Source organism: Luteimonas panaciterrae, from assembly GCF_020511115.1.
GTDB lineage: Bacteria > Pseudomonadota > Gammaproteobacteria > Xanthomonadales > Xanthomonadaceae > Luteimonas > Luteimonas panaciterrae.
On sequence record NZ_JAJAVH010000011.1, the window covers coordinates 206,622 to 231,151 of the forward strand.

At 65.1% G+C, this 24,530-nt stretch carries 22 protein-coding genes; 11 read left to right on the forward strand and 11 right to left on the reverse strand.

Annotated features, from left to right (window positions below; genetic code table 11):
* Positions 1 to 169 precede the first annotated feature (169 nt).
* The 5 genes from LG367_RS13820 to LG367_RS13840 all read left to right on the forward strand — a co-directional run bounded on the left by LG367_RS13820 (position 170) and on the right by LG367_RS13840 (position 4,717).
* Positions 170 to 1,417 carry a sensor histidine kinase gene (locus LG367_RS13820; protein ID WP_226469840.1) on the forward strand — a complete coding sequence of 416 codons (1,248 nt, stop codon included), beginning with the start codon at positions 170 to 172 and terminating at the stop codon, positions 1,415 to 1,417.
* A gap of 82 nt (positions 1,418 to 1,499) precedes the next feature.
* Positions 1,500 to 2,141, forward strand: a complete 642-nt coding sequence (locus LG367_RS13825) for a response regulator (protein WP_226469841.1) — start codon at positions 1,500 to 1,502, stop codon at positions 2,139 to 2,141.
* A gap of 199 nt (positions 2,142 to 2,340) precedes the next feature.
* A complete protein-coding gene (locus tag LG367_RS13830) occupies positions 2,341 to 3,531 on the forward strand; it encodes a polyketide cyclase (RefSeq protein WP_226469842.1) in 1,191 nt (396 codons plus the stop codon).
* Positions 3,532 to 3,612: 81 nt separating this feature from the next.
* Positions 3,613 to 3,972, forward strand: a complete 360-nt coding sequence (locus tag LG367_RS13835; protein ID WP_226469843.1) for a DUF423 domain-containing protein — start codon at positions 3,613 to 3,615, stop codon at positions 3,970 to 3,972.
* 70 nt (positions 3,973 to 4,042) lie between these two features.
* Positions 4,043 to 4,717: a DNA-3-methyladenine glycosylase family protein gene (locus LG367_RS13840; RefSeq protein ID WP_226469844.1), complete on the forward strand. Its 675-nt coding sequence runs from the start codon at positions 4,043 to 4,045 to the stop codon at positions 4,715 to 4,717.
* Positions 4,718 to 4,729: 12 nt separating this feature from the next.
* Here LG367_RS13840 and mfd read toward each other — a convergent pair whose 3' ends face one another.
* The gene (gene mfd / locus LG367_RS13845; RefSeq protein WP_226469845.1) at positions 4,730 to 8,245 is read right to left on the reverse strand and encodes a transcription-repair coupling factor; all 3,516 of its coding nucleotides are present in this window, start codon (positions 8,243 to 8,245) and stop codon (positions 4,730 to 4,732) included.
* A 214-nt stretch (positions 8,246 to 8,459) separates the two neighbouring features.
* Between mfd and LG367_RS13850 the strand changes: the two genes are divergently transcribed.
* Positions 8,460 to 8,729 carry a hypothetical protein gene (locus tag LG367_RS13850; protein ID WP_226469846.1) on the forward strand — a complete coding sequence of 90 codons (270 nt, stop codon included), beginning with the start codon at positions 8,460 to 8,462 and terminating at the stop codon, positions 8,727 to 8,729.
* Positions 8,730 to 8,816: 87 nt separating this feature from the next.
* On the opposite strand, the gene LG367_RS13855 is transcribed toward LG367_RS13850, so the two are convergent.
* From LG367_RS13855 to LG367_RS13865, 3 genes are all read right to left on the reverse strand, one after another.
* The gene (locus tag LG367_RS13855; RefSeq protein ID WP_226469847.1) at positions 8,817 to 9,353 is read right to left on the reverse strand and encodes a GNAT family N-acetyltransferase; all 537 of its coding nucleotides are present in this window, start codon (positions 9,351 to 9,353) and stop codon (positions 8,817 to 8,819) included.
* A 162-nt stretch (positions 9,354 to 9,515) separates the two neighbouring features.
* Entirely contained in the window at positions 9,516 to 10,439 is a 924-nt protein-coding gene (locus LG367_RS13860) for a DUF808 domain-containing protein (RefSeq protein ID WP_226469848.1), read from the reverse strand.
* An 81-nt stretch (positions 10,440 to 10,520) separates the two neighbouring features.
* Positions 10,521 to 11,378 (reverse strand): 23S rRNA (adenine(2030)-N(6))-methyltransferase RlmJ, encoded by an 858-nt coding sequence (locus tag LG367_RS13865; protein ID WP_226469849.1) that lies wholly within the window; start codon positions 11,376 to 11,378, stop codon positions 10,521 to 10,523.
* A gap of 142 nt (positions 11,379 to 11,520) precedes the next feature.
* On the opposite strand from LG367_RS13865, the gene creB reads away from it, so the two are divergent.
* The 3 genes from creB to creD all read left to right on the forward strand — a co-directional run bounded on the left by creB (position 11,521) and on the right by creD (position 15,147).
* Positions 11,521 to 12,225, forward strand: coding sequence for a two-component system response regulator CreB (gene creB, locus LG367_RS13870; RefSeq protein WP_226469850.1), 705 nt, complete (start codon positions 11,521 to 11,523; stop codon positions 12,223 to 12,225).
* A 9-nt stretch (positions 12,226 to 12,234) separates the two neighbouring features.
* A complete protein-coding gene (creC, locus tag LG367_RS13875; RefSeq protein ID WP_226469851.1) occupies positions 12,235 to 13,692 on the forward strand; it encodes a two-component system sensor histidine kinase CreC in 1,458 nt (485 codons plus the stop codon).
* Between the two features lie 84 nt (positions 13,693 to 13,776).
* A complete protein-coding gene (creD, locus tag LG367_RS13880) occupies positions 13,777 to 15,147 on the forward strand; it encodes a cell envelope integrity protein CreD (protein ID WP_226469852.1) in 1,371 nt (456 codons plus the stop codon).
* Positions 15,148 to 15,223: 76 nt separating this feature from the next.
* Here creD and LG367_RS13885 read toward each other — a convergent pair whose 3' ends face one another.
* From LG367_RS13885 to phoB, 7 genes are all read right to left on the reverse strand, one after another.
* Positions 15,224 to 15,775: a phosphatase PAP2 family protein gene (locus LG367_RS13885; protein WP_425490976.1), complete on the reverse strand. Its 552-nt coding sequence runs from the start codon at positions 15,773 to 15,775 to the stop codon at positions 15,224 to 15,226.
* Positions 15,753 to 16,904, reverse strand: coding sequence for a glycosyltransferase family 4 protein (locus LG367_RS13890; protein ID WP_226469853.1), 1,152 nt, complete (start codon positions 16,902 to 16,904; stop codon positions 15,753 to 15,755). The genes LG367_RS13885 and LG367_RS13890 overlap by 23 nt, the downstream gene beginning before the upstream one ends.
* Before the next feature lie 131 nt (positions 16,905 to 17,035).
* Positions 17,036 to 17,764, reverse strand: a complete 729-nt coding sequence (locus LG367_RS13895; protein WP_226469854.1) for a tellurite resistance TerB family protein — start codon at positions 17,762 to 17,764, stop codon at positions 17,036 to 17,038.
* Between the two features lie 90 nt (positions 17,765 to 17,854).
* Positions 17,855 to 19,387 carry an exopolyphosphatase gene (gene ppx / locus LG367_RS13900; RefSeq protein WP_226469855.1) on the reverse strand — a complete coding sequence of 511 codons (1,533 nt, stop codon included), beginning with the start codon at positions 19,385 to 19,387 and terminating at the stop codon, positions 17,855 to 17,857.
* On the reverse strand, positions 19,384 to 21,492 hold the full coding sequence (gene ppk1, locus LG367_RS13905) for a polyphosphate kinase 1 (protein WP_226469856.1): 2,109 nt from the start codon (positions 21,490 to 21,492) through the stop codon (positions 19,384 to 19,386). The genes ppx and ppk1 overlap by 4 nt, the downstream gene beginning before the upstream one ends.
* Entirely contained in the window at positions 21,489 to 22,823 is a 1,335-nt protein-coding gene (gene phoR, locus LG367_RS13910; protein WP_226469857.1) for a phosphate regulon sensor histidine kinase PhoR, read from the reverse strand. Before phoR ends, ppk1 begins: the two co-directional genes overlap by 4 nt.
* 84 nt (positions 22,824 to 22,907) lie before the next feature.
* Entirely contained in the window at positions 22,908 to 23,597 is a 690-nt protein-coding gene (phoB, locus tag LG367_RS13915; protein WP_226469858.1) for a phosphate regulon transcriptional regulator PhoB, read from the reverse strand.
* A 144-nt stretch (positions 23,598 to 23,741) separates the two neighbouring features.
* On the opposite strand from phoB, the gene LG367_RS13920 reads away from it, so the two are divergent.
* On the forward strand, positions 23,742 to 24,089 hold the full coding sequence (locus LG367_RS13920) for a hypothetical protein (protein WP_226469859.1): 348 nt from the start codon (positions 23,742 to 23,744) through the stop codon (positions 24,087 to 24,089).
* Between the two features lie 36 nt (positions 24,090 to 24,125).
* Positions 24,126 to 24,521, forward strand: a complete 396-nt coding sequence (locus LG367_RS13925; protein ID WP_226469860.1) for a hypothetical protein — start codon at positions 24,126 to 24,128, stop codon at positions 24,519 to 24,521.
* Positions 24,522 to 24,530: the final 9 nt, after the last annotated feature.

A 24,530-nucleotide genomic window follows, 5' to 3' on the forward strand; every position in this document is an offset into this window, starting at 1 on the left:
CAAGCTCATTCAAACCGAAACCCAATCCAAAATCACCCTTCACCCGGCACTCCGACACATCAAAACCCAGCCGACAACTGCACAACCCACCCGGATTTGTTTCAAACTCGTAAAACAGACATGACTTTCGGTGGGGTCCTCACCCGCCGTTTGCGCCTAACATGTCAAGATGTTCGCCCGTCTCGACCACCGACGCCTGCTGCGCTACGCGGGCCTGTTCACCTGGATCGTGGTGGGCGTGCCGTTGCTCGTGTTGTCACAGCCGGCCGAACAGACGATCGAACTCGCGGTGCAGGCCGGTCCCAGTGCCGGTGAACCGATCTGGCAAGCCTGGATCGCCTGGGGATTGTTTGGTGCGAGCTACGCCTGGCTGACGCAGGCGCTGGGAGCACGCCGGGTCCGCATCTTCGATTTCATCGCGCTGCTATTGCTCACCATCAGCGCGGTGGCCGTCAGTTACTACACCAACAGCGGACTAGGCAGCATTCTGCTGATGGTGGTGGCCTGCGTGCTGCCGTGGCTGCTGCCATTGCCGGCGGGGATCGCCTGGCTGATCCTCAGCCAGTTGATGGTCATGCCGATGTTCCTCGGGATCGGCTTCTCGTGGGCGGAGGCGCTGTTGCAGTCGATCCTGTACGGCGGCTTCTGCGTCTTCATCTTCGTCACCAGCATGGTGGCGCGACAGCAGTCACTGGCGCGCGAGGACCAGCGCCGACTCAACGCCGAACTGCGCGCCACGCGCGCGCTGCTGGCCGAGAGCGCGCGCGTCAACGAGCGCACCCGCATCTCGCGTGAGCTGCACGATCTGCTCGGCCATCATCTGACCGCGCTGAGCTTGAACCTGGAAGTGGCCAGCCATCTCACCGAAGGACAGGCGCATGAGCACGTCGATCAGGCGCACACGCTGGCGCGGCTGCTGCTGAGCGACGTGCGCGAGGCGGTCAGCCAGATCCGCGACAACGACGCCATCGACATGGCCGCGACGTTGCTGCCGCTGGCCGACAACGTCCCCGGCCTGCATATCGACATGGCCATGCCAAGGCCATTTCTGATCGACGATCCCGAGCGCGCGCACGTCCTGCTGCGCTGCACACAGGAGATCATCACCAACGCCGTCCGCCATGCCCAGGCCCAGGTATTGCGCCTGCGCTACAGCTGGGACGGCCACGCCATCCGGCTGCACGCGCGCGACGACGGCCGCGGCGCCGAGGATGCCGCCGCGGTCGGTAACGGCCTGCGCGGCATCCGCGAGCGCCTGGCTGAGTATGGTGGCGAACTGGAAACCGAAACGGCTGCGGGGCAGGGCTTCGTCCTGCGCTTGCGGCTGCCGCTGGAACCCGGGACTCCGGTCCCCGCCGAGCCGCCGGCACCCGAGCCGGCTGTCAGGCTCGATAACGACATGGCGGCGGCGCCATGAACACCGTCGCGTGCGGATCGGCGCACTGCCTGCGTCATTCCGCGATCGAAACGCGAACAAAGTCTTCCAAGGAGTAGTGAGCATGATCCGTGTGTGTCTGGTCGATGATCAAACGCTGGTGCGGCAGGGGATCCGCTCGCTGTTGGCCCTCGACGGCGGCATCGAAGTGGTTGCCGAGGCCGGTGACGGGCGGCAGGCGGTCGAACTGATCCCGCAGGTGAAGCCCGACGTGGTGCTGATGGATATGCGCATGCCGGCGATGTCCGGCCTCGAGGCGTTGCAGGCGCTGGCGCGCCTCAATGCCTTGCCGCCAACCATCATCCTGACCACGTTCGACGACGACCAGCTCGTGCTGGCCGGACTGAAGGCCGGTGCCAAGGGCTATCTGCTCAAGGACGTCTCGCTGGAGCAACTGGTCGGCGCGATCCGCGCCGTGGCCGATGGCGGCTCGCTGGTGCAGCCGGCGGTGACCCAGCGCTTGCTCTCGGGCCTGGAACACATGCGTAACGATTTCGTCAGCCTCGATCGGCCCGATCCGCTCACCGATCGCGAAACCGAGATCCTGCGGCTGATGGCCAGCGGCTTCTCCAACAAGGAGATCGCCAATTCGCTGGGCGTGGCCGAGGGCACGATCAAGAACCACGTCTCGAACATCCTTTCGAAGCTGGGCGTGCGCGACCGCACGCGGGCCGTGTTGAAGGCCTTCGAGCTGCAATTGGTCTGATGCAAGGGCGATTGTGCGCCGCAACTCGCCCCGCGCCCCGAAAAACAAGGGCGGAACGGGGGGATGACGGGCTATGCCCTTGATTTCATTCCAGCCATTTGGCGTTGATCGATGCCGCGATCGGCTCCGCGGTTCCAAAACTTGCTACGATTGCCGGTCTGTGCCCGCCCCAGCCGGATAAGGTCCTGGAGAACCCTGAATGACCCGCCTCATCGAGATTCTGATTTCGTTCGCAATCGTGGCCGCCCTGATGCTGATCGTCGGCCTTGTGTTGCCGTCCGAGCGTCACTTGAGCGAAAGCGTCGAAACCAATCGCAAGATGAATATCGTTTTCGACACGATCAACAGCCTGCGCCGCTTCAAGGATTGGAATCCGCTGTTCCTGCGTGATCCCCGCCTCAAGACCGAATTGTCGGGCCCCGGTTCCGGCGTCGGTGCCAAGCTGAGCTACAGCTCCGATGTGAGGCAGATCGGCAACGGCAGCTGGGAGATCGTCGAGTCCGAGCCCGGCAAGAAGGTCAAGTACGCGCTCGATAATCCGCAGCGCGGCAGCGACAAGTTCATGACCTTCACCCTCAAGCCCACCGGTAAGGGCGCGGTGAAGCGCAACATCGAGATCACCCAGGAATACGACGTCAACTACGGCTGGAACCTGTTCGGCCGCTACGCTGGCCTCTACGTCAAGCGTCACGTCGGCGACGACATCAAGCTCGGCCTCGCGCGCCTGACCACGATGCTGGCCACCGTGCCGAACGTCGACTGGGCCGTGCCGGGCACCAAGATGCGCGGCATGCAGGTGGTCGAGCGTCCCGCCGAGGACCTGCTGGTGGTCAAGGCCGGTTCGATCGAGCGCAACAACGAGAAGATCAAGGGCTCGATGAAGGCCAACATGGAGTGGATCAAGCGCACCATGGACGCCAACGGCCTGGTCGCCGCCGGTCCGATGCGCATCATCTCCACCGAACTCGGCCGCGAGAACTACACCTTCGACATTGCCCAGCCCGTCCGTAAGGCCGGCGTCGGCGAGAAGCCGAAGACCGAGGAAGCCAAGCCCGAGGCCGACAAGCCGGCCGCCGATGCCGCCACCGCCGAGGCAGCCGCACCGAAAGCGGACAGCCTGACCCCGATCAGCGCCGCCGGCGACAAGCTCGACATCAAGATTCCGGCCGGCGCCCCGGTCGAATACGTGCAGACCAAGGCCGGCCGCGTTTCCGTGGCGTACTACACCGGCTTCATGGCCGAACTCGACAACGTCCGCAACGCGCTGCGCGCCTGGACGCTGACCCAGGGCTACGAAGTCGCGGATCGTCCGTACGAGATCTACAAGAACGGCATCGACAAGGCGTTCACCGCCGAGGGCGAGTACGAGGTCCTGTGGACCCTGAAGTAAGCGTTCGCACTCATCGATGAAGATCGACCGACGCGCCGCATCCTTGTGATGCGGCGCGTTGCGTTTGTGGAGGGCGGGAACATGTCGAACGAAGGGAACGGTGCGCGATGGCTGGTATCGGCGGGCGCCGTGCTCGCCGCCGCGGCCGTGGCGCTGTCGGCGTATGCCGCGCATGGCGCCGAAGGCGAGGCGCAGACGCGTTTGCAGACGGCGGCCGTGTTCGCCTTCGGCCACGGCATCGCGCTCGCGGCGTTGGCGCGCGGATCATTGCGCCGGCTGGCGTGGATCGCCCTGGTCGCGATCCTGTGCGGGACGCTGCTGTTCTCGGGCGCGCTGGCCCTGGCCGAGATTGCCGGCGTGCGCACGCGCACGGCGCCGTTCGGCGGCACGCTGCTGATTATCGCCTGGCTGCTTTACGCGATCGATGCTTTGAGGAAATAGGGCAGAAATTGCCCGCTTTTTCTGGTCTTATTGCCGGCGACTACGCTCGCCATTCACGACACCACACGCCATGCCACGACACGCCAGAGGATTCGATACTGACGCCGCCTTCGCGCACCTGACCAAGCGCGACCGCAAGCTCGGCACCTGGATGAAGCGCATCGGCGCGATCGAACCCGATCCGCGCTGGCGCAAGTCCTTCGATCCGGTCGACGCGCTGGCGCGCGCGATCCTCTATCAGCAGCTCAGCGGCAAGGCTGCATCGACGATCGTCGGGCGGGTGGAGGCGGCGATCGGCAGCAATCGCTTCCATTGCGACACGCTCGGCCGCATCGACGACGCCGGACTGCGCGCGTGTGGTGTTTCCGGCAACAAGACGCTGGCGCTACGCGATCTGGCCTTGCGTGAATCGCGCGGCGAAATCCCCGATCTGCGCCGCATGTCGACGATGCACCACGACGACATCGTCGCCGCGCTCATCCCGGTCCGCGGCATCGGCCGCTGGACGGTGGAAATGATGCTGATGTTCCGCCTCGGTCGGCCCGATCTGTTGCCGGTCGATGATCTTGGTGTCCGCAAAGGCGCGCAGGTCGTCGACAAGCTCGACGAGATGCCGACGCCCAAGGAACTGGTCGAGCGCGGCGAACGCTGGGGCCCGTATCGCACCTACGCCAGCCTCTATTTGTGGCGCATCGCCGATTTCGGTTCGCAAGCGAAAGAGCCCACGAAACGCTCGCAAGAATAGTCCGGCGGATCCCTAAGCCGCGGGCCGCAGCGTCGTCAGCAACCCGCGCGCGGCATTGAAGCGCGTGGCCGCATCGGGCAATTCCAGTTTGATGCGCAGCTTGTCCGGGCCATCCATCTGATAGAGCTTCGGTTGGCCCTGGATCATGCGGATGATCGCCATCGGGTCGACGTTCGGCTTCTCCACGAACTGCACGCGGCCGCCGCCCGGCCCGAGATCGAGCTTGCGGATGCCAAGTTCAGTGGCCTGCAGCTTGAGTTCGGCCGTGGCGAACAGATGCTTGGCCGCATCCGGCAACAGGCCGAAACGGTCGATCATCTCCACCTGCAGTTCGCGCAATTCATCGGCCGTGCGCGCGGAGCTGATGCGCTTGTAGAGTGTCAGGCGCGTGTGCACGTCGGGCAAGTAGTCGTCGGGGATCAGCGCGGGTACGTTCATCACCACGTCGGCGCCGCGTTCCTCGGGCATGTCGATGTCGGGCAGCTTGCCCTGCTTGATCGAGCGCACCGCGCGCTCCAGCAGCTCGGTGTAGAGGCTGAAGCCGACTTCCGCCATCTGACCGCTTTGATCCTCGCCCAGCAACTCGCCGGCACCGCGGATTTCCAGATCGTGCGTTGCAAGCGTGAAGCCCGCGCCCAGCTCGTCCATTGCCGAGATTGCATCGAGGCGCTTGCGCGCGTCGGCCGTGATCGAGCGCTGGTCCGGAATCACCAGATAGGCGTAAGCGCGGTGATGCGAGCGCCCGACGCGGCCACGCAACTGGTGCAACTGCGCCAGGCCGAACTTGTCGGCGCGATTGATGATGATCGTGTTGGCGTTCGGGATGTCGATGCCGGATTCGATGATCGTCGAGCACAGCAGCACATTGGTGCGCTGCTTGTGGAAATCGAGCATCACCCGTTCCAGTTCGCGCTCCGGCATCTGGCCGTGGGCGACGCCGATGCGGGCGTCCGGAACAAGCTCCTGCAGCTGGCGCTGCATGCGCTGGATGCTTTCGACATCGTTGTGCAGGAAATACACCTGGCCGCCGCGCGCGAGTTCGCGCTGGAAAGCCTCCCGCAGTTGCGCATCGTCCCAGGGCACGACGAAGGTCTGCACGGCCAGCCGGTGCGCGGGCGGCGTGGCGATGATGGCCAGATCGCGCAGACCCGCCATCGCCATGTTGAGCGTGCGCGGAATGGGCGTGGCCGTCAGCGTGAGCAGGTGCACGTTGGCGCGCAGCGCCTTCAACGCTTCCTTCTGGCGCACGCCGAAGCGCTGCTCCTCGTCGACGATCACCAGGCCGAGATCCTTGAATCGCACGTCCGGCTGCAGCAGGCGATGCGTGCCGACGATGACGTCGATCTTGCCCTCGGCAAGCTTGTCGAGCTCGGCCTTGATCTCCTTCGTGCTCTTGAAGCGCGACAGCACTTCCACGCGGATCGGCCAGTCGGCGAAGCGGTCGCGCATCGTGCGGTAGTGCTGTTCGGCCAGCAGTGTGGTCGGCACCAGCACCGCGACCTGCTTGCTGGCGGTGGCGGCGACAAAAGCGGCGCGCACGGCGACTTCGGTCTTGCCGAAGCCGACGTCGCCGCAGACCACGCGATCCATCGGTTGCGAGGAGGACAGATCGCGGATCACCGCCTCGATCGCGCTGTGCTGATCCGGCGTTTCCTCGAACGGGAAGGTGGCGGCGAACGGTTCGTACAGCGAGCGATCGACATCGAGCGCGAGCCCGGCGCGAGCCTGGCGCTTGGCCTGGATTTCCAGCAGCTCGGCGGCGACGTCGCGCACCTTCTCGGCGGCCCTGCGCCTGGCCTTGGTCCATTGCTCGCCGCCGAGCGAATGCAGCGGCGCGGTTTCCGGCGATGCGCCGGAGTAGCGGCTGATCAGATGCAGCTGCGCGACCGGTACGTAGAGGCGGTCGCCCTTGGCGTATTCGATTTCGAGGTATTCGCCGGGCTGGCCGCCGGCTTCGAGCGTGATGAGCCCGCGATAACGGCCGACGCCGTGGTCCTCGTGGACGATCGGCGCGCCTTCGCTCAACTCGCCGAGATCGCGAATGATCGCTTCCGGTTCGCGACCCGCGCGCTTGCGTCGGCGTGGCTGCGAAGCGCGCTCGGGGAACAGCTGGCGTTCGGTGAGGATGGCGATCGGCCCGCCGTCGATGCTGTCCGCATCGAGCGCGAATCCGTTGTCGAGCGGCGCGACCGCGATGGAGAACTTCGCGGCTTTCTTCGTGGCGCTGCCGCCGCGGATAAAGCTCTGGAAATCCAACAGCACTTCCGGCTGTAATCCCGCTGCCTGCAGCACTTCCAGAAGCGCTTCGCGCCGACCCGCCGAATCCGTGGCGATCAGCGTGCGGCCGGGGTAGGTGGCGAGGAAGGATTTCAGCGCGGCGGCGGGCGCGACGTCCTTGGCAGCGACGGGCAGATCGGGCGCGGGCTGGTCGCCGAGCGGCATCGCCTGCGCATGGCGGGGATGCTGCGCATTGCAGACTTCCACGCGCTCGGACAGGTTGAGCCGCTCGCGCAGCGCATCGGGAGACAGATAAAGCTCGTTCGGCGGCAGCAGCGGGCGTTCGATGTCGTGCCGGCGCTGCTCGTAGCGATCGCCGGTCTGCTTCCAGAAATGATCGGCCGCTTCCGAGACGCCATCGCACAGCAGCGGCATCGCCGCGGCGTCGAAATAGTCGAACAGCGTGGCGGTTGACTGCTTGTCCTTGCCGGAAGGCGCGAAGAACAGCGGCAGGTAGTATTCGATGCCGGCGGGCGCATGTCCCGACTTCAAATCCTGGAACAGCGCGCTGCGTCGCGTATCGATGTCGAAGCGCTCGCGCAGCGTGTCCATCGCGCGTTCGAGTGAGTCATCGTCCATCGGTACTTCGCGTCCTGGCAGCAGCTGCACGGCGTCGACCTTGTCGAGCGAGCGCTGGCTTTCCGGATCGAAGGCGCGAATGGTGTCGATGCTGTCGTCGAACAGCTCCACGCGATAGGGCGTTTCCGCGCCCATCGGATAGACGTCGAGCAGCGCGCCGCGCACGGCGAAATCGCCGGGATCGAACACCTGCGGCACGTTGCGGTAGCCGGCCGCTTCCAGGCGGCGTTTCTCGACATCGAGATCGAGTTTCTGTCCCACCTTCACGTCGAAGGCGCTGCCGACCACGTACGACAGCGGTGGCAGGCGCTGCATGAGCGTCTGCACAGGCACCACGACAATGCCGCGTCTGAGCGTCGGCAGGCGATACAGCGTGGCCAGGCGCTGCGACACGATGTCCGGATGCGGACTGAACTGGTCGTAGGGGAGGGTTTCCCAGTCCGGGAAAGGCAGGACGGGGAGCGTGTCGTCGTGGCCGATCAGCGTGTGCAGATCGGATTCGAGCTGATGCGCGCTCTGGTTGTCGCGCGCGACCACCAGCAGGGGGCCGTTATGCGCGGCGGCGGTGCGGGCGATGCTCCAGGCGAGCGCGCTGGCGCTGGCTGGCGCACGCCACCAGGCGCGCGGCCGGCCCGGTGAGGGCAGCAGGTCGGAAAGGGGGGCGGATGTCATGGAGTCCGATAGTTTAGCGGTACCGCACATCGGAGGCTGCAATGGCGTGCTATACAAACCGCGCCGGTTGCCATGCGGCCTCCATGCGGAGTGCGGATCGGATCGCGGCTTGCTGGATCATGGCTTGCCCGATCGCCGCACGCCCGATTGCAGCATGCGGGGCGTATGGACAACCGTTGCGTCGTCAATCAAACCAATCAAAGGAATCGAGCACATGAAGAGTATGAGGAAGGGCATGCGCAACGTGACCAAGCTGGCGCTGGCAAGTGGCGTCTTTGCACTGGGAACGCTGTTCTCGGCTATGGCGATCCCGCCTGTGCCGGCCAATGGCTGGATCACCTACACCTACTACAACGGTGAAGGCGAAGTGGTGGGCGAGCGTTCGGAAGTGGCCGGCTACTGCAACGGCATGCAACCCTTCGAATGGGGCGAGAGGACGCGGATCATGACGTGGCGTACGGGCAGCTGCGGTCCGATCGAGTAAATTCCAATCGAACAGATGGACGCCCCTTCGGGCGTTCCATGCAATCGGGCGCCGGCGGATGGGAATCCATGTGCCGGCGCCGCCATTTCACTCCAGATCCAGCACCACGTGGATCAGGCCCGGGGTGTCGGCGACTTCGCGGCGAAAGCCCAGTGATTGCACCAGCGAGAGCATCGGCAGGTTGCTCTCCAGCACGTCGCCGTAGAGATGCTTCAGCTTCTTGCCGCGCGCCCAGCGCACGAGGCGGCGCATCAGATGGCGGCCCAGGCCCATGCCGGCGATGTAACGGCTCACCAGGATCGCGAATTCGGCGTCCTGCGTGCCAGGAGCGATCGAGGCGCGGGCCACCGCGCCGATCAGCGCTTCTCCAGGCGGCAGCGGCTCGGCGGCGACCAGGGCGAATTCGGTCTTGGGATGCGGCTGGGTCAGGCGCTGCGCCATCTCAGGCGAGAGCTCCTTGAGCGCGTAGAGGAAGCGCTGGCGGATCTCGTCCGGCTGCAGCAGCCCAAAGCCGGCCTGTAACGGGCCGGCGTCATCGGCCCGAATCGGTCGGATCAGGAGGTCACGCCCGTTGGCGAGCCGGACTTCTTCATGCCAGGGCGGAAGACGGTTGCGAGCAGCCATTTGGCCATGCTCGCATAGGGAAAGTGAAGACGGACTCTAGACGGCATGCTGTGGGCGGCATGCTCAAGATGGCATGCCCTAGATGGCACATGGCCCATCTCATGCGGGACTAGGTTCGCGCTACGCACGTGGGCCCTGTCCCGTTCGTTAAGCCAGTGCGCCCTAGGCGTGCTTGGGCTTGCGCAGACGCGTGATCGCGGCAACCACGGCCAGCACGATGATGCCCGTCACGATGCCGACGACCGCATCGAAGAGCAGGCTCACCACCGTTCCCAGTGCGCCGCCGGTATACGGCTCGATCAGATGATGGAGCGCCGCGATGCCGTGGACGAGGATGCCACCGCCGACCAGGAACATCGCGGCGGTGCCGGCGATGGACAGCGTCTTCATCAGATACGGGGCGGTGCGCAGGATCAGCGCGCCGAAGCCATGCTTGAATCGCGCCCATGCGCTCTGGCGCGCGTCGCGGCTCAGCAGCAGGCCGAGATCGTCGAGCTTGACGATGCCGGCGACCAGGCCATAGACGCCGACCGTCATGATCAGCGCGATCGCGACCAGCACCGAGATCTGGCGCGTCAAATCCTGTCCGGCGACGCTGCCGAGCGAGATGACGATGATTTCCGCGGAGAGGATGAAGTCGGTGCGGATCGCGCCTTTGATCTTGTCCTTCTCGAACGCGATGATGTCGACCTTCTCGTCCTGCACCGCATGCACCAGTTGCGCATGGTGCTGCTCGTCCTCGGCCTTGCTGTGCAGGAACTTGTGCGCGAGCTTTTCCACGCCTTCATAGCAGAGGAATCCGCCGCCGAGCATCAGTAGCGGCGTGATCGCCCAGGGCGCGAACGCGCTGATCGCGATCGCGGCCGGAACGAGGATCGCCTTGTTGAGCAGCGAGCCTCTCGCCACCGCCCAGACCACGGGCAATTCGCGGTCGGCTTTGACGCCGGACACCTGCTGCGCGTTGAGCGCGAGATCGTCGCCGAGCACGCCGGCGGTCTTCTTCGCGGCCACCTTGGTCATCACCGACACGTCGTCGAGCAAAGTGGCGATATCGTCGATGAGGGCGAACAGGCTGGATCCGGCCATGGGATTGATGATTGTGCGGTTGTCACATTCTGGCATACCGCGGCGATCGCCAGTGGGGCGGATCAAGCCGGAAGCGAGCGGCTATCCAGGGGTGCGCAAATATTCCAGCCGCCAGGAAGCGCCGTCTTCTCCCAGTGCATCACACAGGATCGGCAGGGCGGGCGAGAGCCGCTCGTCGATCTTCCACGGCGGGTTCAAGAGCAGCATGCCACTGCCGTTCAAGCGTAGTGGCGAATCGTCCGGGCGCACCAGCAATTCGGCCAGCAATGCGGATTTGACGGGTAAGGCGGCGGCCTTGCGCAGGAACGGCAACAGGCTGCGCCGCTGCTTGATCGGGTACCACACGGCGCAGATCGCCTGCGGCCAGCGTGTCAGGATTTCTTCCAGCGCTTGGAGGACGCGGGGATATTCGGCCTCCTGCGCCTCGTAGGGCGGATCGATCAGCACCAGGCCGCGTGCGTAGCGCGTCGGCCCGATCCGGGGCGGCAACAGCGCCTTGATCGCGTCGTAGCCGTCGCGCGCATGCACGGCCACGCGCGCGTCGCCGGCGAACAGTGATTTCAGGGCGGCCGCTTCCCCGGGCTCGAGTTCGCAAGCGGCCAGGCGGTCCTGCGCGCGCAGGGCATCCGCCGTCAGCAGCGGCGAACCCGGATAGATGTCCCATGTTCCCGGCGAGTTGTGCGCCGCCACGGCACGCAGATAGCGCGTGATCGCTGGCGGCGTCGAACCGCCGTCGGCCAGGCGCAGGATGCCGAGATCGGATTCGCCGGTCTTGCGGCTCGCCTCGTCGGCCAGCACGTAACGGCCGCGCCCGGCATGCGTGTCGAGCACGAAGAAGGCAGCATCCTTTTCCCGCAAAGCATCCAGGATCGCCAGCAGCACGACGTGCTTGAGCACATCGGCGTGATTGCCGGCGTGGAAGGCGTGGCGATAGTTCACAGGGACGGATGCGCGGGAGACGGGAAAAGTATGGAGGTTTTACCGTTGCCCGTCATGCCCGCACCGGGGCGCGCTGCCGGTCTGCCGAGGCGGGAATGACGGAAAGGGGTTACGCTTTTCCCATCCCGGATCCGTCGTCCCAATGCCCAACATCCTGCTCGTCGAAGACGAAAGCGCGATTGCCGACACCGTGCTGTATGCCCTGCGCGCGGAAGGATTCGCGGCGACGCACTGTCTGGCCGGACACGAGGCGCTGCAGGTCGCGCGAGAACACACCTTCGACCTGGCCATCCTGGACGTCGGTCTGCCCGACATCGGTGGATTCGCCCTGTGCCGGGAACTGCGCCGCGATCGCGACCTGCCGGTGATCTTCCTCACCGCGCGTGATGCCGAGATGGATCGCGTGCTGGGTCTCGAACTCGGCGCCGACGACTACGTCGTGAAGCCATTTTCGCCGCGCGAGCTGGTCGCGCGCGTGCGCGTGGTGCTGCGGCGGGTCACGACGAGCGTGGGCATGACGAGCGCGGGCATGACGAGCGCGGGTGCATCGCAGCGACACGGCGATTTCGAACACGACAGCGAGGGTAAGCGCATCCGCTACCGTGGACGAGTGCTGGATTTGACCCGATACGAATACGGCTTGCTGGCCGCGCTGCTGTCACGCCCCGGCGCGGTGCTGTCGCGCGGACAATTGATGGACCGCGTCTGGGGCGACGCTCTGGAAAGCGGTGACCGCACCGTCGACACCCACGTCAAGACGTTGCGCGCGAAACTCAAGGCGATCGCGCCGGAGGTCGATCCGATCCACACGCATCGCAGCCTGGGCTATTCGCTGGAGATCAGCTGAGGCCGCGTCATGAAGATCGGTCTGCGCATCCTGCTCGGTTACTTCCTCATCGTCGCGCTGGCGGGGATTCTGCTGGCGCGGGTGTTCGTCCAGGAAGTGAAGCCCGGCGTGCGCCAGGCGGTGGAAGACACCCTGGCCGACACCGCCAACGTTCTGGCCGAACTCGTCCGCGACGATTTCATCGGCGGCAGCATCAACGACGGACGATTCGCCGAACGCATGCATGCGCTGGCGAAGCGGCAGGTGGGTGCCAACATCTGGGGGTTCAAGAAGGGCAAGGTGAGCTATCGCGTCTACATCACCGACGCGCGAGGCATGGTCGTGTTCGATTCGACCGGGCGCGACGTCGGCAAGGACTATTCGCGCTGGAACGATGTCTATCTCACCTTGCGCGGAAAGTACGGCGCGCGCTCCACGCGCGCCGATCCCAATGACGACAACACCAGCGTCATGCATGTCGCCGCGCCGATCCGCGATGTCGACGGCCGCATCATTGGTGTATTGACGGTCGCCAAGCCCAATCAGGTGCTCGCGCCATTCATCGCCCGCAGCCAGCAGGTGGTGATGAGATGGGGGTTGGTGTTGTTGGGGACGGCATTGCTCGTGGGCTTGATGGCCTCCTGGTGGCTCTCACGTCAGCTCGGAGGATTGCGCCGCTACGCCAATGCGGTCACCGCGGGCGAGCGTGCGCAGCTTCCCGAACGCGGCTTCGAAGTGCCGGCAGGCGAGTTCGCGGACCTGGGGCGCGCGCTCGAGACGATGCGCACGCGCCTGGAAGGCAAGCAGTACGTCGAGCAGTACGTGCATGCATTGACGCACGAGTTGAAGAGCCCGCTCTCGGCGATCCGTGGTTCCGCGGAATTGCTGGAACCGCATCCCGGTCAGCCGCCATTGCCTGAAGCGGACCGCGCGCGATTCGTGGCCGCGATCCGCGCACAGGGAGAGCGGATGGCGCAGACGATCGACAAGCTGCTGGCGCTGGCGGCAGTCGAGCATCGCCAGCGCATCGAAGAACCGGAAACCATCGATCTGGAAGAACTGCTGATGGATGCCGCAGCACAAGTCGAACAGAAGACCACCGATGCCGGCGTCACGATCATCCTGCCCGTCACGAACGATGCCACGATACGCGGCGATCGTTTCCTGTTGCGCCAGGCGCTGGTCAACCTGCTCGACAACGCGATCGATTTCGCACCGCGCGATTCCCGGATCGAAGTCAGCGTCGACGGCAACGACGAGACATCCCGCATCACCGTGGCCGATCGCGGCCCGGGCATTCCGGACTATGCCATCGGCCGTGTCTTCGAACGTTTCTATTCCCTGCCGCGTCCCGGCGGCGGCAGTCGCAGCAGTGGGCTGGGCCTGTGTTTCGTCGCACAGGTGGCGGATCTGCATGGTGGGCACGCAGTCCTGGCCAATCGCGATGGTGGCGGGGCTTTGGCAACTCTCGAACTGCCCAGGCGGTGACTTCACCCTGACTTCACCATGCCGCCATCGCGGCCCCGCACGCCTGCGGAATCCTGTCCTGCAACACGACAGAGGAGGATTCCCGTGCAACTCGTTTCCAGGATTTCGTCGATTTTCAAGATAGCCGTCGTTGTGGTGTTGACGCTGCTGATCCTGATCCCATTGAGCATGATCCGCAGCACGATCTCGGAACGTCAGACCTACCGCGAACAGGCGGTGGCGACCATCGCGCGCAGTGAAGCGGGAGCGCAAGGCGTGGCCGGTCCCGTGCTGGTGGTGCCTTACACCGAGACCGTTGAAGTCGAGGAAACCAACAAGGCCGGCGAAGTGGTGCGCAAGGTGAAGCGTGACGGCGAGAGCGGGCAGTGGGTCTTCTTCCCGAAATCGCTGGCGCTCTCCGGACAGATGACGCCCTACACGCGCCGCCTCGGCCTGCACGAAGTGCGGATGTTTTCGCTTGCCGGCACGATGGCGGCACGGTTCGACGTCATGATCCCACGCGATGTCGATCCCAACCTGCCGCGCAAGATCGGGCGGCCTTGGCTGGCCTACGGCATCGCCGACGTGCGCGGATTGCGCGGAATGCCGAAGCTACGGGTCGATGGCAAGGAAGTCTCGCTGGAGCGGGGGCTGGGTGCGAGCGATGCCCCGGGGCTGCATACACGTTTCGGAGCGCCGGCTGCGGGAGCACAAATGGCATTTTCGACACAATTGCAGATCGAGGTCGGAGGCAGCGAAGCCTTTGCCTTCGCGCCGCTCGGCGACAGCAACAAACTCGAAATCGATTCGCGCTGGCCGCATCCACAATTCAACGGCGCTTTTCTGCCGCGGACGCGTAAGGTGGATGGCACCGGCTTCAAGGCGACATGGGAAGTGTCATCGCTGGCAAGCAATGCGCAGGCGCAGTACCTGCGTGGCAGCCGCATCGGATCCGATCAGATTTCCGCGCTTGCTACCGGTGCTCCCGGCACGTTCGATCTGATGGGTGTCTCGCTCGTGGAGCCTGTCAACGTTTATTCCCAGGCCGATCGTGCCACCAAGTACGGGCTGCTGTTCGTGATGCTGACGTTCGTTGGATTCTTCATGTTCGAGTTGATCAAGCAACTGCGCATACATCCGATCCAATACGGTTTGGTTGGGCTGGCGCTGGCGATTTTCTTTCTGCTGCTGGTCAGTCTGTCCGAACACATCGCTTTTGGGCGGGCGTACCTGGCGGCGAGTGCGGCATGCATCGGGTTGATCGGGTTCTATCTGTGCAACGTCCTGCACAGCGTCGCGAGAGGCATCGGGTTTTCGGCGATGCTGGCGATGCTTTATGCGGCGCTCTACGGTCTGCTGGTATCCGAAGACAATGCTCTTGTGCTCGGCGCCGGCCTGCTGTTCGTGATTCTGGCGGCGATCATGGTGATCACGCGTCGCGTCGACTGGTATCGGACCACGGCGTTGCCGCAGTGAGAGAAGGAAGTGCCCGGTCAGGTGATCCTGGCCGGGCATTCGGCAGACACGCGGCATCGAACCACAACTGCCCGCTTCACCCAAACAGAGTCGCGTTCGGAATGAGCCACAACGAAAAACCAGCCAGACCGCTGCCAATCGCTGTCGCTGCCAACACGTCGCTGGGGTAGTGCAGACCAAGCACCACCCGCGACAGCGCCACGCTCGCCGCGAACGGCACCAGCACCCAGACGAGGATCGGATAATGCGCGATCGCGACCAGTGTGAAGGCGACGGCATGCAGCGTATGCCCAGACGGGAAGCTGAACTCGTCCAGCGGCGCCACCCACGCGCGGATGCGCACATCGGACGCGAACGGACGCGGCCGGCGTGTCCAGCGCTTCAGCCCTTTGTACAACAGCAACGCGATCAGGCCGGTGCCCGCCATGTGCGCGGAAGCGAACAACCCGTCGTATCCATCGCAGAGCACGAGGATCGCCATCAGCGCGTACCAGAACGCACCGTCACCGAGCCGGCTGACGATGGCGAAGAAGCGACGCACGCCGTCGCGCGCGCCGTATCGATTTGCCCGCAGGCACCAGCCCGATTCGCGGGCGAGCATGCGGCTACGCGGCGACAGTGCCTGCATCGGCGCCTCCTCGTGCTCGTGCGAGCCCTTCAAGAATGTTGTCGAATTCCGCCGCGACCTGCTCCGGCCGCAAGCTGGCGACCGCGTTGCGCGCGGCGACGCCCATCGCGGCTCGCAGTGCGGGGTCGCGCCCGATCCTGCAGGCGGCTTCGATGAAGCCTTCATCGTCGCCGTCGGCGATGGCGGCACCGTGCACGCCATGCCGCAGATATTCGTGCGCCGCGCCGTAATCGAATGCCACGGTCGGGAGCCCGCTGGCCATTGCCTCGAGCGTCACGTTGCCGAAGGTTTCCGAATGGCTGGGGAACAGGAACAGATCGCCGCTGGCGAAATGTCGTCCGAGCGATTCGTCGCGCTGCACGCCGCGAAAGATGAAGTCCGGATGCTCGCGCTGCAGGCGCTCGCGCGCCGGCCCATCGCCGATCCAGACGAAGCGCGCATCCGGCTGCACCGTCTGCAGGGCGCGGAAGGCGCGCACCGCCAGCCCCAGGTTTTTTTCCGCCGCGATGCGACCCACGTGCACCACGGCCACGGTGTCTTCGCTGATGCCCCATTCGGTGCGCAGGGCAGGGTCGCGCTTGGTGGGATCGAACAAGACCGTGTCGACGGCACGCGGAAGCAGCTTCACGTTGTCGAAGCCGTTCCCGGAAAGAAAGGACTGCAACTCGCGCGTCGGCACCAAGGTGGCGTCGGCGCCGTTATGGAAATAGCGCATCCAGCGCAGTGCCGTTCCCTCCAGGAAGGCCGCGCCGTAATCGCGCATATAGCTGTCGAAGCGCGTGTGGAACCCGGTAGCGGCAGGAATGCCGAGCTTGCGCGCTGCCCGCAAGGCCGACCACCCGAGCGGACCTTCCGTGGCGACATAGATGGCATCGGGGCGGTGCATGCTCCACAGATGCGACAACCGGCGCGTGGACGGGAATCCGAATTTCAAGCCTGGGTATTTAGGCAACCCCGCACCGCGCACGAACGTTTCATGTGCGAGGGATTGCTGCCCGACATGCTGGCGCGGCCGCACCAGCGACACTTCGTGTCCACGTGCGCGCAAACCCTGCTCCAACGACTGCACCGTCAGCGCAACGCCGTTGACTTCTGGTGGCCAGGTTTCGGTCACGATCGCGTAATGCATACGCGGCGTCCGGGCAGGGTTCGGGTGCCGCCATCGTGTTGTCGGCCGATGACGTCACGATGGCGCTTTGGTGACAGCTCTGCGACAGCCCTTATGTCATTGGTTTGACGTGCCGATTATTCACAAAGGGTTTATTGCCCTTTGGCTTGCTGCAATTGCTGCTCCAGCTGCGCTTTCAAGGCATCGTCGATTTTCAGCTGGCGCGCAAGCTCGTCGAGATAGGCGCGCTCCATGTAGCTCTGCTCATCCGCGGCCAGCAGACTGGCGAGGTACATCTCCGAGGCGATTTCCGGGGTGGTCGCGGCCGAGGCCACTTCGGCCGGGTCGAGCGGCTTTTCCAGTTCGGCATGCAGCCATTGCCGCAGTTGCGGGTCGCTGTCGATGCGGGTGAATTCGCCTTCGATGACCTCGCGTTCGTGGCCGTCGATGTGGCCGTCGGCCTTGGCGGCGGCGACCAGGGCCTTGAGGATCGCCTGGCTATGCTGCTCAGCCTGCGGAGGCGGCAGGCGATCGACGGTTTGCGGCTCGACGTTGGGCTGGCCCTGCTGCTTGCGATATTCGCCATAAGCCTTGTAGGCCAACACGCCGACCGCGGCGACGCCGCCGTAGAGAGCGATCTTGCCGGCGTGCTTGCGCACCTTCTTGTTGCCGAGGAGCAGGCCGAGCGCGCCGCCGGCCAGCGCGCCCTTGCCGAAATCGGCGTTGAGAAAATCCGTGCCGAGCACGCCACGCTTTTCCTGCTGTTGCGGGGCTTCCTGCCGGACCGGCGCCTTGTTTTCCAGCAGGCCATCGAGTGTTCCGCCGCCGAGACTCTGTTGCGCGGTCTTCAGCAGCTGATCGAGAAAGCCTTGGGTCTTCATGCGCGTCGCTCCGGAGTGGTCATGAAATCATGACCTATGGGCGGCGGCGATACCCTTCAAGAACGGCGGAGCGCGCCGGCGAGGCGGAATTCAGACCGTCTGCACCGCCAGCACGATGCCGAGCGCTTCCAGATCGTCCGGTTCGCCGGCGAGGTCGGCGCGCAGCAGCGGGCGCGATTCCAGCCAACGTTTTGATAACGCGATCGCCAGCGCGGGGCCCTCGGCGGCGGCATCGAGTTGCGGGATCGCCGCGGTCTCGTGGGCGCGATGCAGTAGTACGGCGATGCGCAGCAGGCCGGCGCTGCGGCGCGCGGCGGCGAGGAGGCGGTCGGGCAGGGCGTTGAAGTTCGATTTGGAGATCTTGCGCCGGTGCGCGCGCACGAGCGCGGCGAGAAATTGCTGTTCCTGGCGTGAGAAGCCGGCGATGTCCGAGTTCTCCAGCACGTAGGCGCCGTGGACGTGGTACTGGCTGTGCGCGATGGCGAGGCCGAGTTCGTGTACGCGCGCGGCCCAGCCGAGCATGAGGCGGTCGTCGGCGGTGAGTTGCCAGGTTCCCGCCACCTGATCGAACAAGTGCAGCGCGGTCTGTTCGACCAGGGAGGCCTGTTCGGGATCGATGGCATAACGCTGCATCAGCGCGGCGATCGAGGCATCGCGCGGATCATGGTCGCCGGCGCGGCCGACCATGTCGTGCAGCACGCCTTCGCGCAACGCCGCCTTGCTGACGACCATGCGGTCGATGCCGAGCGCGTCGAACGCAGCTTCGAGCACGAGCACGCCGCCGGCGATGATCGGGCGGCGATCCTCGGAGAGGCCGGGCAGAGTGATCGCGTCGATGGTCTCGGCCTGCAGCAGCCGGTCGCGCACTTGCGGCAGCGCTTCGGCGGTGACCGAACCTTTGGTGAGCTTCATCGCGGCGCAGATATCGCCGATGGCCTTGTTGGTGCCGGACGAGCCCAGTACTTCGTTCCAGCCGAGCGCACGGTAGATGCCGGCGAACTGCTGGAATTCCGCGCTCACTTCGGTCAACGCTTCCTTCCAGCGCTTGCGCGAGAGCTTGCCGTTGCTGAAAAAGCGTCGCGTGCTGGCAACGCAGCCGACCTGCAGGCTTTCACGCTCGACCGCGTCGAAGCCGCTGCCGATGATGCATTCGGTGGAACCGCCGCCGATGTCGATCACCAGGCGCAGTTGTCCCGGCTTCGGCGGTTGCGCGTGGGCGACGCCGAGATAGACCAGTCGCGCCTCCTCGCGGCCGGAGACCACTTCGATGGCGTGACCGAGCGCGTTTTCGGCCGGGACGAGGAAGCTCTGCGGCGCCGATAGCGCGCGCACTGTGTTGGTGGCGACGGCGCGCACGCGCTCGGGTGGGATGTCGCGGATGCGCTGGCCGAAGCGGGCCAGGCAGTCCAGCGCACGCTGGCGCACGTCGACGCGCAAGCCGCCCTTGCCGTCGAGGCCTTCGGCCAGGCGCACGGTCTCGCGGATGCGGTCGATGGTGCGCAACTGCCCGAGCATGTAGCGCGCCACCACCATGTGGAAGCTGTTGGAGCCGAGGTCGATGGCGGCGAGCAGTTCGCCGTCTTGCAGTGGTGCGGCGGCAGCGCGGGCGAGGGCTGGACTCATGCGCAGATTTTAGCCAGCAGAGCCGCTTGCGCCGAATGCGGCATGTCGCCGTTCTCCGGTTGCAACTTGCGGTAACTGCCGTCGCTCTGCAGTTCCCAGGCGTTGAGGTTGTCGGCGAGATAGTTGTCGAGAGCCTCGTCCTGCACGCGCGCCGCGAGTTCGGGATCGAGGATCGGGAAGCCGGTTTCCACGCGTCGCAGCAGGTTGCGTTCGAGCCAGTCGGCGCTGGTGCAGAACAGGTCGGGATCGCCGTCGTTGGCGAACCAGTAGACGCGGCTGTGTTCAAGGAAACGGCCGACGATCGAGCGCACGCGGATGTTGTCGGAGAAGCCGGGCACGCCCGGGCGCAGCGTGCAGGCGCCGCGCACGATCAGGTCGATGCGGACGCCGGCCTGCGAGGCGTTGTACAGCGCACGCACGACTTCGGGTTCGTTGAGGGCGTTCATCTTGGCGATGATACGTGCTGGCCTGCCGGCTTTGGCATGCTTGGTCTCGCGCTCGATGCGCTTGAGCACGCCGGTATGCAGGGTGAAGGGCGATTGCAGCAGCCGCTTGAGCTTGATCGCGGGCGCGAGGCCGGACAGTTGCTGGAAGATCAGATGCACGTCGTTGCCGATGTCGGGATCGGCGGTGATCAGGCTGAAATCGGTATAGACGCGCGCGGTACCGGAATGGTAGTTGCCGGTGCCCAGATGTACGTAGCGGCGCAGCTTGCGGCCTTCGCGACGCACGATCAGCAGCATCTTGGCGTGGGTCTTGAAGCCGACCACGCCGTACACGACCTGCACGCCGGCTTCCTGCAGGCGGTCGGCGAAGGCGAGGTTGGCCTCTTCGTCGAAGCGCGCGCGCAGCTCGATCACGGCGGTCACATCCTTGCCGTTGCGCGCGGCCTGGATCAGGTTCTCGACGATGGGCGAGTCCTTGCCGGTGCGGTACAGCGTCTGCTTGATCGCCAGTACGTTCGGGTCTTCGGCGGCCTGCTTGATCAGTTCCACCACGGGCGCGAAGCTGTCGAAGGGGTGGTGCAGCAGCACATCGCCATCACCGATGCGGTCGAATATGGTGTCGCTGTCCGTCATCAAGCGTGGCTGGAACGGCGGGAATTTCAGATCGGGGCGATCGACCTCGTCGTAGATCTGGATGATGCGGCTGAGGTTGACCGCGCCGTTGATGCGGTAGACGGCATTGTCGGTGAGATCGAAGTTGCGTAGCAGCGTCTGCACGATGGGCTTCGGGCATTGCGCGGCGATTTCCAGCCGCATGGCACGCAGGTAGCCGCGGCCCACCAGTTCATCGCGCAGGGCGAGGGCGAGGTTCTCGACTTCGTCCTCGTCGACGATCAATTCGGAATTGCGGGTGACGCGGAACTGATAGGCACCTTTCACCTCCATGCCCGGGAACAGTTCGTCGACGAATTCCGACAGGATCGAGGACAGGAACACGAAGTCGTATTCGCCACCGGAGACTTTCTGCGGCAGCTGGATGATGCGCGGCAGCGAACGCGGGGCGCGCACGATGGCGAGGTTGCCGGTTCGGCCAAAGGCGTCCTTGCCCTTGAGCACCACCACGATGTTGAGCGATTTGTTGAGGATTTTCGGGAACGGATGCGCCGGATCGAGTCCGAGCGGAGACAGGACAGGCAGGATTTCGTCACGGAAATAGGCGCGCAGCCAGCGCGTCTGTTTCGAGTTCCAGCTGTCGCGGCCGAGGACGCGGATTCCGGCTTCGGCGAGCGCCGGGCGAAGCTCATAGTTCCAGCAATGGTATTGCGCTTCCACCAGTTCCGCGGCGCGGTCGTGGATGCGCTTGAGCAGGGTCGCGGGAGCCACGCCATCGGTGGCGATGGGCATGCCGAAATCCTGGGCATGGCGCACGGTGGCGGCACGGATCTCGAAGAACTCGTCGAGATTGGTGCAGGAGATGCACAGGTAGCGCAGGCGTTCGAGCAGCGGCACCGTCACGTCCTGCGCCTGCGCCAGCACGCGGAAGTTGAAGTCCAGCTGCGACAGCTCACGGTTGAAGTACAGCGAGGGATCGCGCAGGGCATCCTGTTGCGCGTTGTCGGTCGCGGGAGTTTCGAGATTGGCGACGGCTGGAGGATTCATAGGAGGGCGGAAGAGGAGGGGGCTTTGTCGCGAACGCGTGTGCGCTCGGGACCGAAGTGACAGGAGAAGAGGCTGCCGCGACCGACTTCGCTCTCGATTTCGAGGCGGGCCTGGTGCAGCTGCAGGACGTGCTTCACGATCGACAGGCCGAGGCCGGTGCCGCCGAGTTCGCGCGAACGGCTGGTGGAGACACGATAGAAGCGTTCGGTGATGCGCGGCAGATGCGCGGCGGGGATGCCGTAGCCGGTGTCCTGCACGGAGAGGACGGCGCCGCCGTCATCGCTGCGCGCGAAACGGATGCTGATGCGGCCGCCGGCCGGCGTGTAGCGAACGGCGTTGGCGACGAGATTGGAAAAGGCGCTGTGCAGTTCCTTGATCGAGCCCCACAGGTCGACCTGGGCGACATCCTCGATCGTGATCTCGTGGCGACGCTGGCTCAGCGCTTCGGCCTCGCGCTTGAGCGTGGCGAGCATCGGCGTCATCGCCACGGATTCGTCGGTGAGGCTGTCCTGTGCTTCCAAGCGCGAGAGCGTCAGCAGGTCCTCGACGAGCTGGGTCATGCGCTGCGACTGGCGCTGCATCTCGCTGAGCATCGGTGCCCACTCGGGCTGGTCGGCGGGATCGAGCATGTCGAGATAGCCGTGCACCACGGTGAGTGGCGTGCGCAGTTCGTGCGAGACGTTGGCGACGAAGTCGCGGCGCATCTGTTCCAGGCGCATCAGCTTGCTGACGTCGCGCGCGACCAGCAGCCAGAGTTCGTCGGAGTAGGGGATCAGGCGCAGGCTGAGGCGGATCGCCGGATCGACGGGCGAGGGCGCGTCGAGCAACGGCTCGGCATGCCGCCCGGTGGCGAGCCAATGCGACACCGGCAGCGGCTGCAGGCGTTCGCTCAGTGGGGCGTCGATGTCGTCGGGATAGTGCAAGCCGAGCAGGTTGGTGGCGGCGTCATTGAACCAGCGTACGCGCTGATTGTTGCGTTCCAGTACCACCACGGCATCGGGCAGTGCGGCGGCGGCGGCGCTGTAGGCACGCAGCATTTCGACCAGGCGGTGCTTGCGTGAGCGGGTTTCGTCCTGGCTGCGGTAGAGCAGGCGGTCGAGTTCGCTCCACACGCCCGTGCCGGCGGCCGGCGGGGCGATCCATTGACGCGCGGTCAGCCGCGTCAGCACATCGCGCAGCTTCCAGTAATGCCAGGCGACGATGCCAAGCGCGGTGAGCGTGAGCACCGGCCACGGATGCTTGATCAGCAGCCCAAGCACCAGCGCGGCGACGAGGATCAGCGCCAGCTGGCCGAGCGTCTTGATCCAGGCGGTGCGGGCGTGAGGGGGCATGCGGGAATTGTGACAGACGGCGTTGGAACGTCAGAGTTGGCGCTGTCGCGTTCGCTGCTCCCCTCTAAGCAAGGGGAGGAACGCTCACATCGCGGCGGAAAAGCGATAACCCGCGCCGCGCACCGTTTGCACCATGCCTTCCAGCCCGGTCGGTTCCAGCGTCTTGCGCAGGCGGCGGATGTGCACGTCGACGGTGCGCTCCTCGACATAGACGCTGCCGCCCCAGACGTGATCGAGCAGTTGCGAGCGCGTATAGACGCGTTCGGGGTGGGTCATGAAGAAATGCAGCAGGCGGTATTCGGTGGGGCCGATCGACACGGGAGCATCGCTGGCGAAGACGCGGTGCGCGCTGCCATCGATGCGCAGCTGGCCGACCGCGACGCTGCCGTCCTCGTCGTCATCGCGCGAGCGGCGCATCACCGCGCGGATGCGCGCCAGCAGTTCACGCGAGGAGAAGGGCTTGACCACGTAGTCGTCGACGCCGGCCTCGAGGCCGCCGACGCGATCGTTTTCCTCGCCGCGGGCGGTGAGCATGATGATCGGCACCTCGCGGGTCAGCGCTTCGCGGCGCCAGCGCCGGGCCAGCTCGATGCCGCTGGTGCCGGGGAGCATCCAGTCGAGCAGGATCAGGTCGGGGACGCGGTCGGCGATGGACGCCTGGGCTTCGCGGGCGTCACCGGCATGGGCGGGCTCGTATTCACCCTTGCGCAGGGCAAAGGCCACCATGTCGCGGATGGCGGGCTCGTCGTCGACGATCAGGATGCGTTTTTGCATGCTTTAGCGGGGCAGAAGCCTGGACGCTGAGATTAGACGACAGTTTTGTGACGGTCACGTTACACCGATTACGGCCGCCCCGCCGGGGCTGCCGGCGCTAGACTCGGCCGCCTAGGGATCAGGGACTATTCAAGGAGAAGGGGTGTGAAACGTTTTCTGTCGTTTTTCGTCATCTGCCTGCTGGGGCTGGCCGCCTGTGCCAAGCCGTTGCCGGAGGATCGGAAGGACTATGTCGGCATCTGGACCGGCATCCGGGGTGCGGAGCAGATGACGCTCGCCATCGATGCCGGCGGCATGGTCAGCTACAAGCGCGAGAAGCCGGGCATGAGCAAGTCGGTGAACGCGCCGATCAAGGCGTTCGAGGGCGACGATTTCGTCGTGGGGGTCGGGCCGATGACCACGCGGTTCAAGGTGACGCAGCGGCCGAAGCAGGTGGAGGGCGCGTGGACGATGGTGGTGGATGGAGTTGAACTACGACGCCGGGAGCAGTGAGGGATTCATGCGTTTCTTCTTGCTCCGGCGATCCTGTTGAGCATGCCTTCTCCGGCTATCACTGCTTTCCCGACGGCATCCAGTCATCCTTTCGAGGGTGTCGACCTCTCGTTGCTAGCTCCAGAGGAACGACGGACGATCAACGAGGCCGCTCGTGATTTCCAGGACGTTGTTGCCGGCAAGGCACCGACCTTCGCCAAGATCGACGAAGACATGCCGCTTCCCGCCGATGGCGGCACGACTTTTTACGTCGGCCGTGGCTACAGTCTTACCATCGTTCGTAGCTTGTCGAGCTTCGGCAAGCTCAATGGTTTCGTGTATGGCCCCATCATTACGTTCGACTCGGCATTCGCGCCCGGTAATGTCAGGCAGATCACCAACACGCGCTTCTACACTCTCGAGCAGATGAGAGATTTATTGGGTCGTCAGTAATCTGGGAAA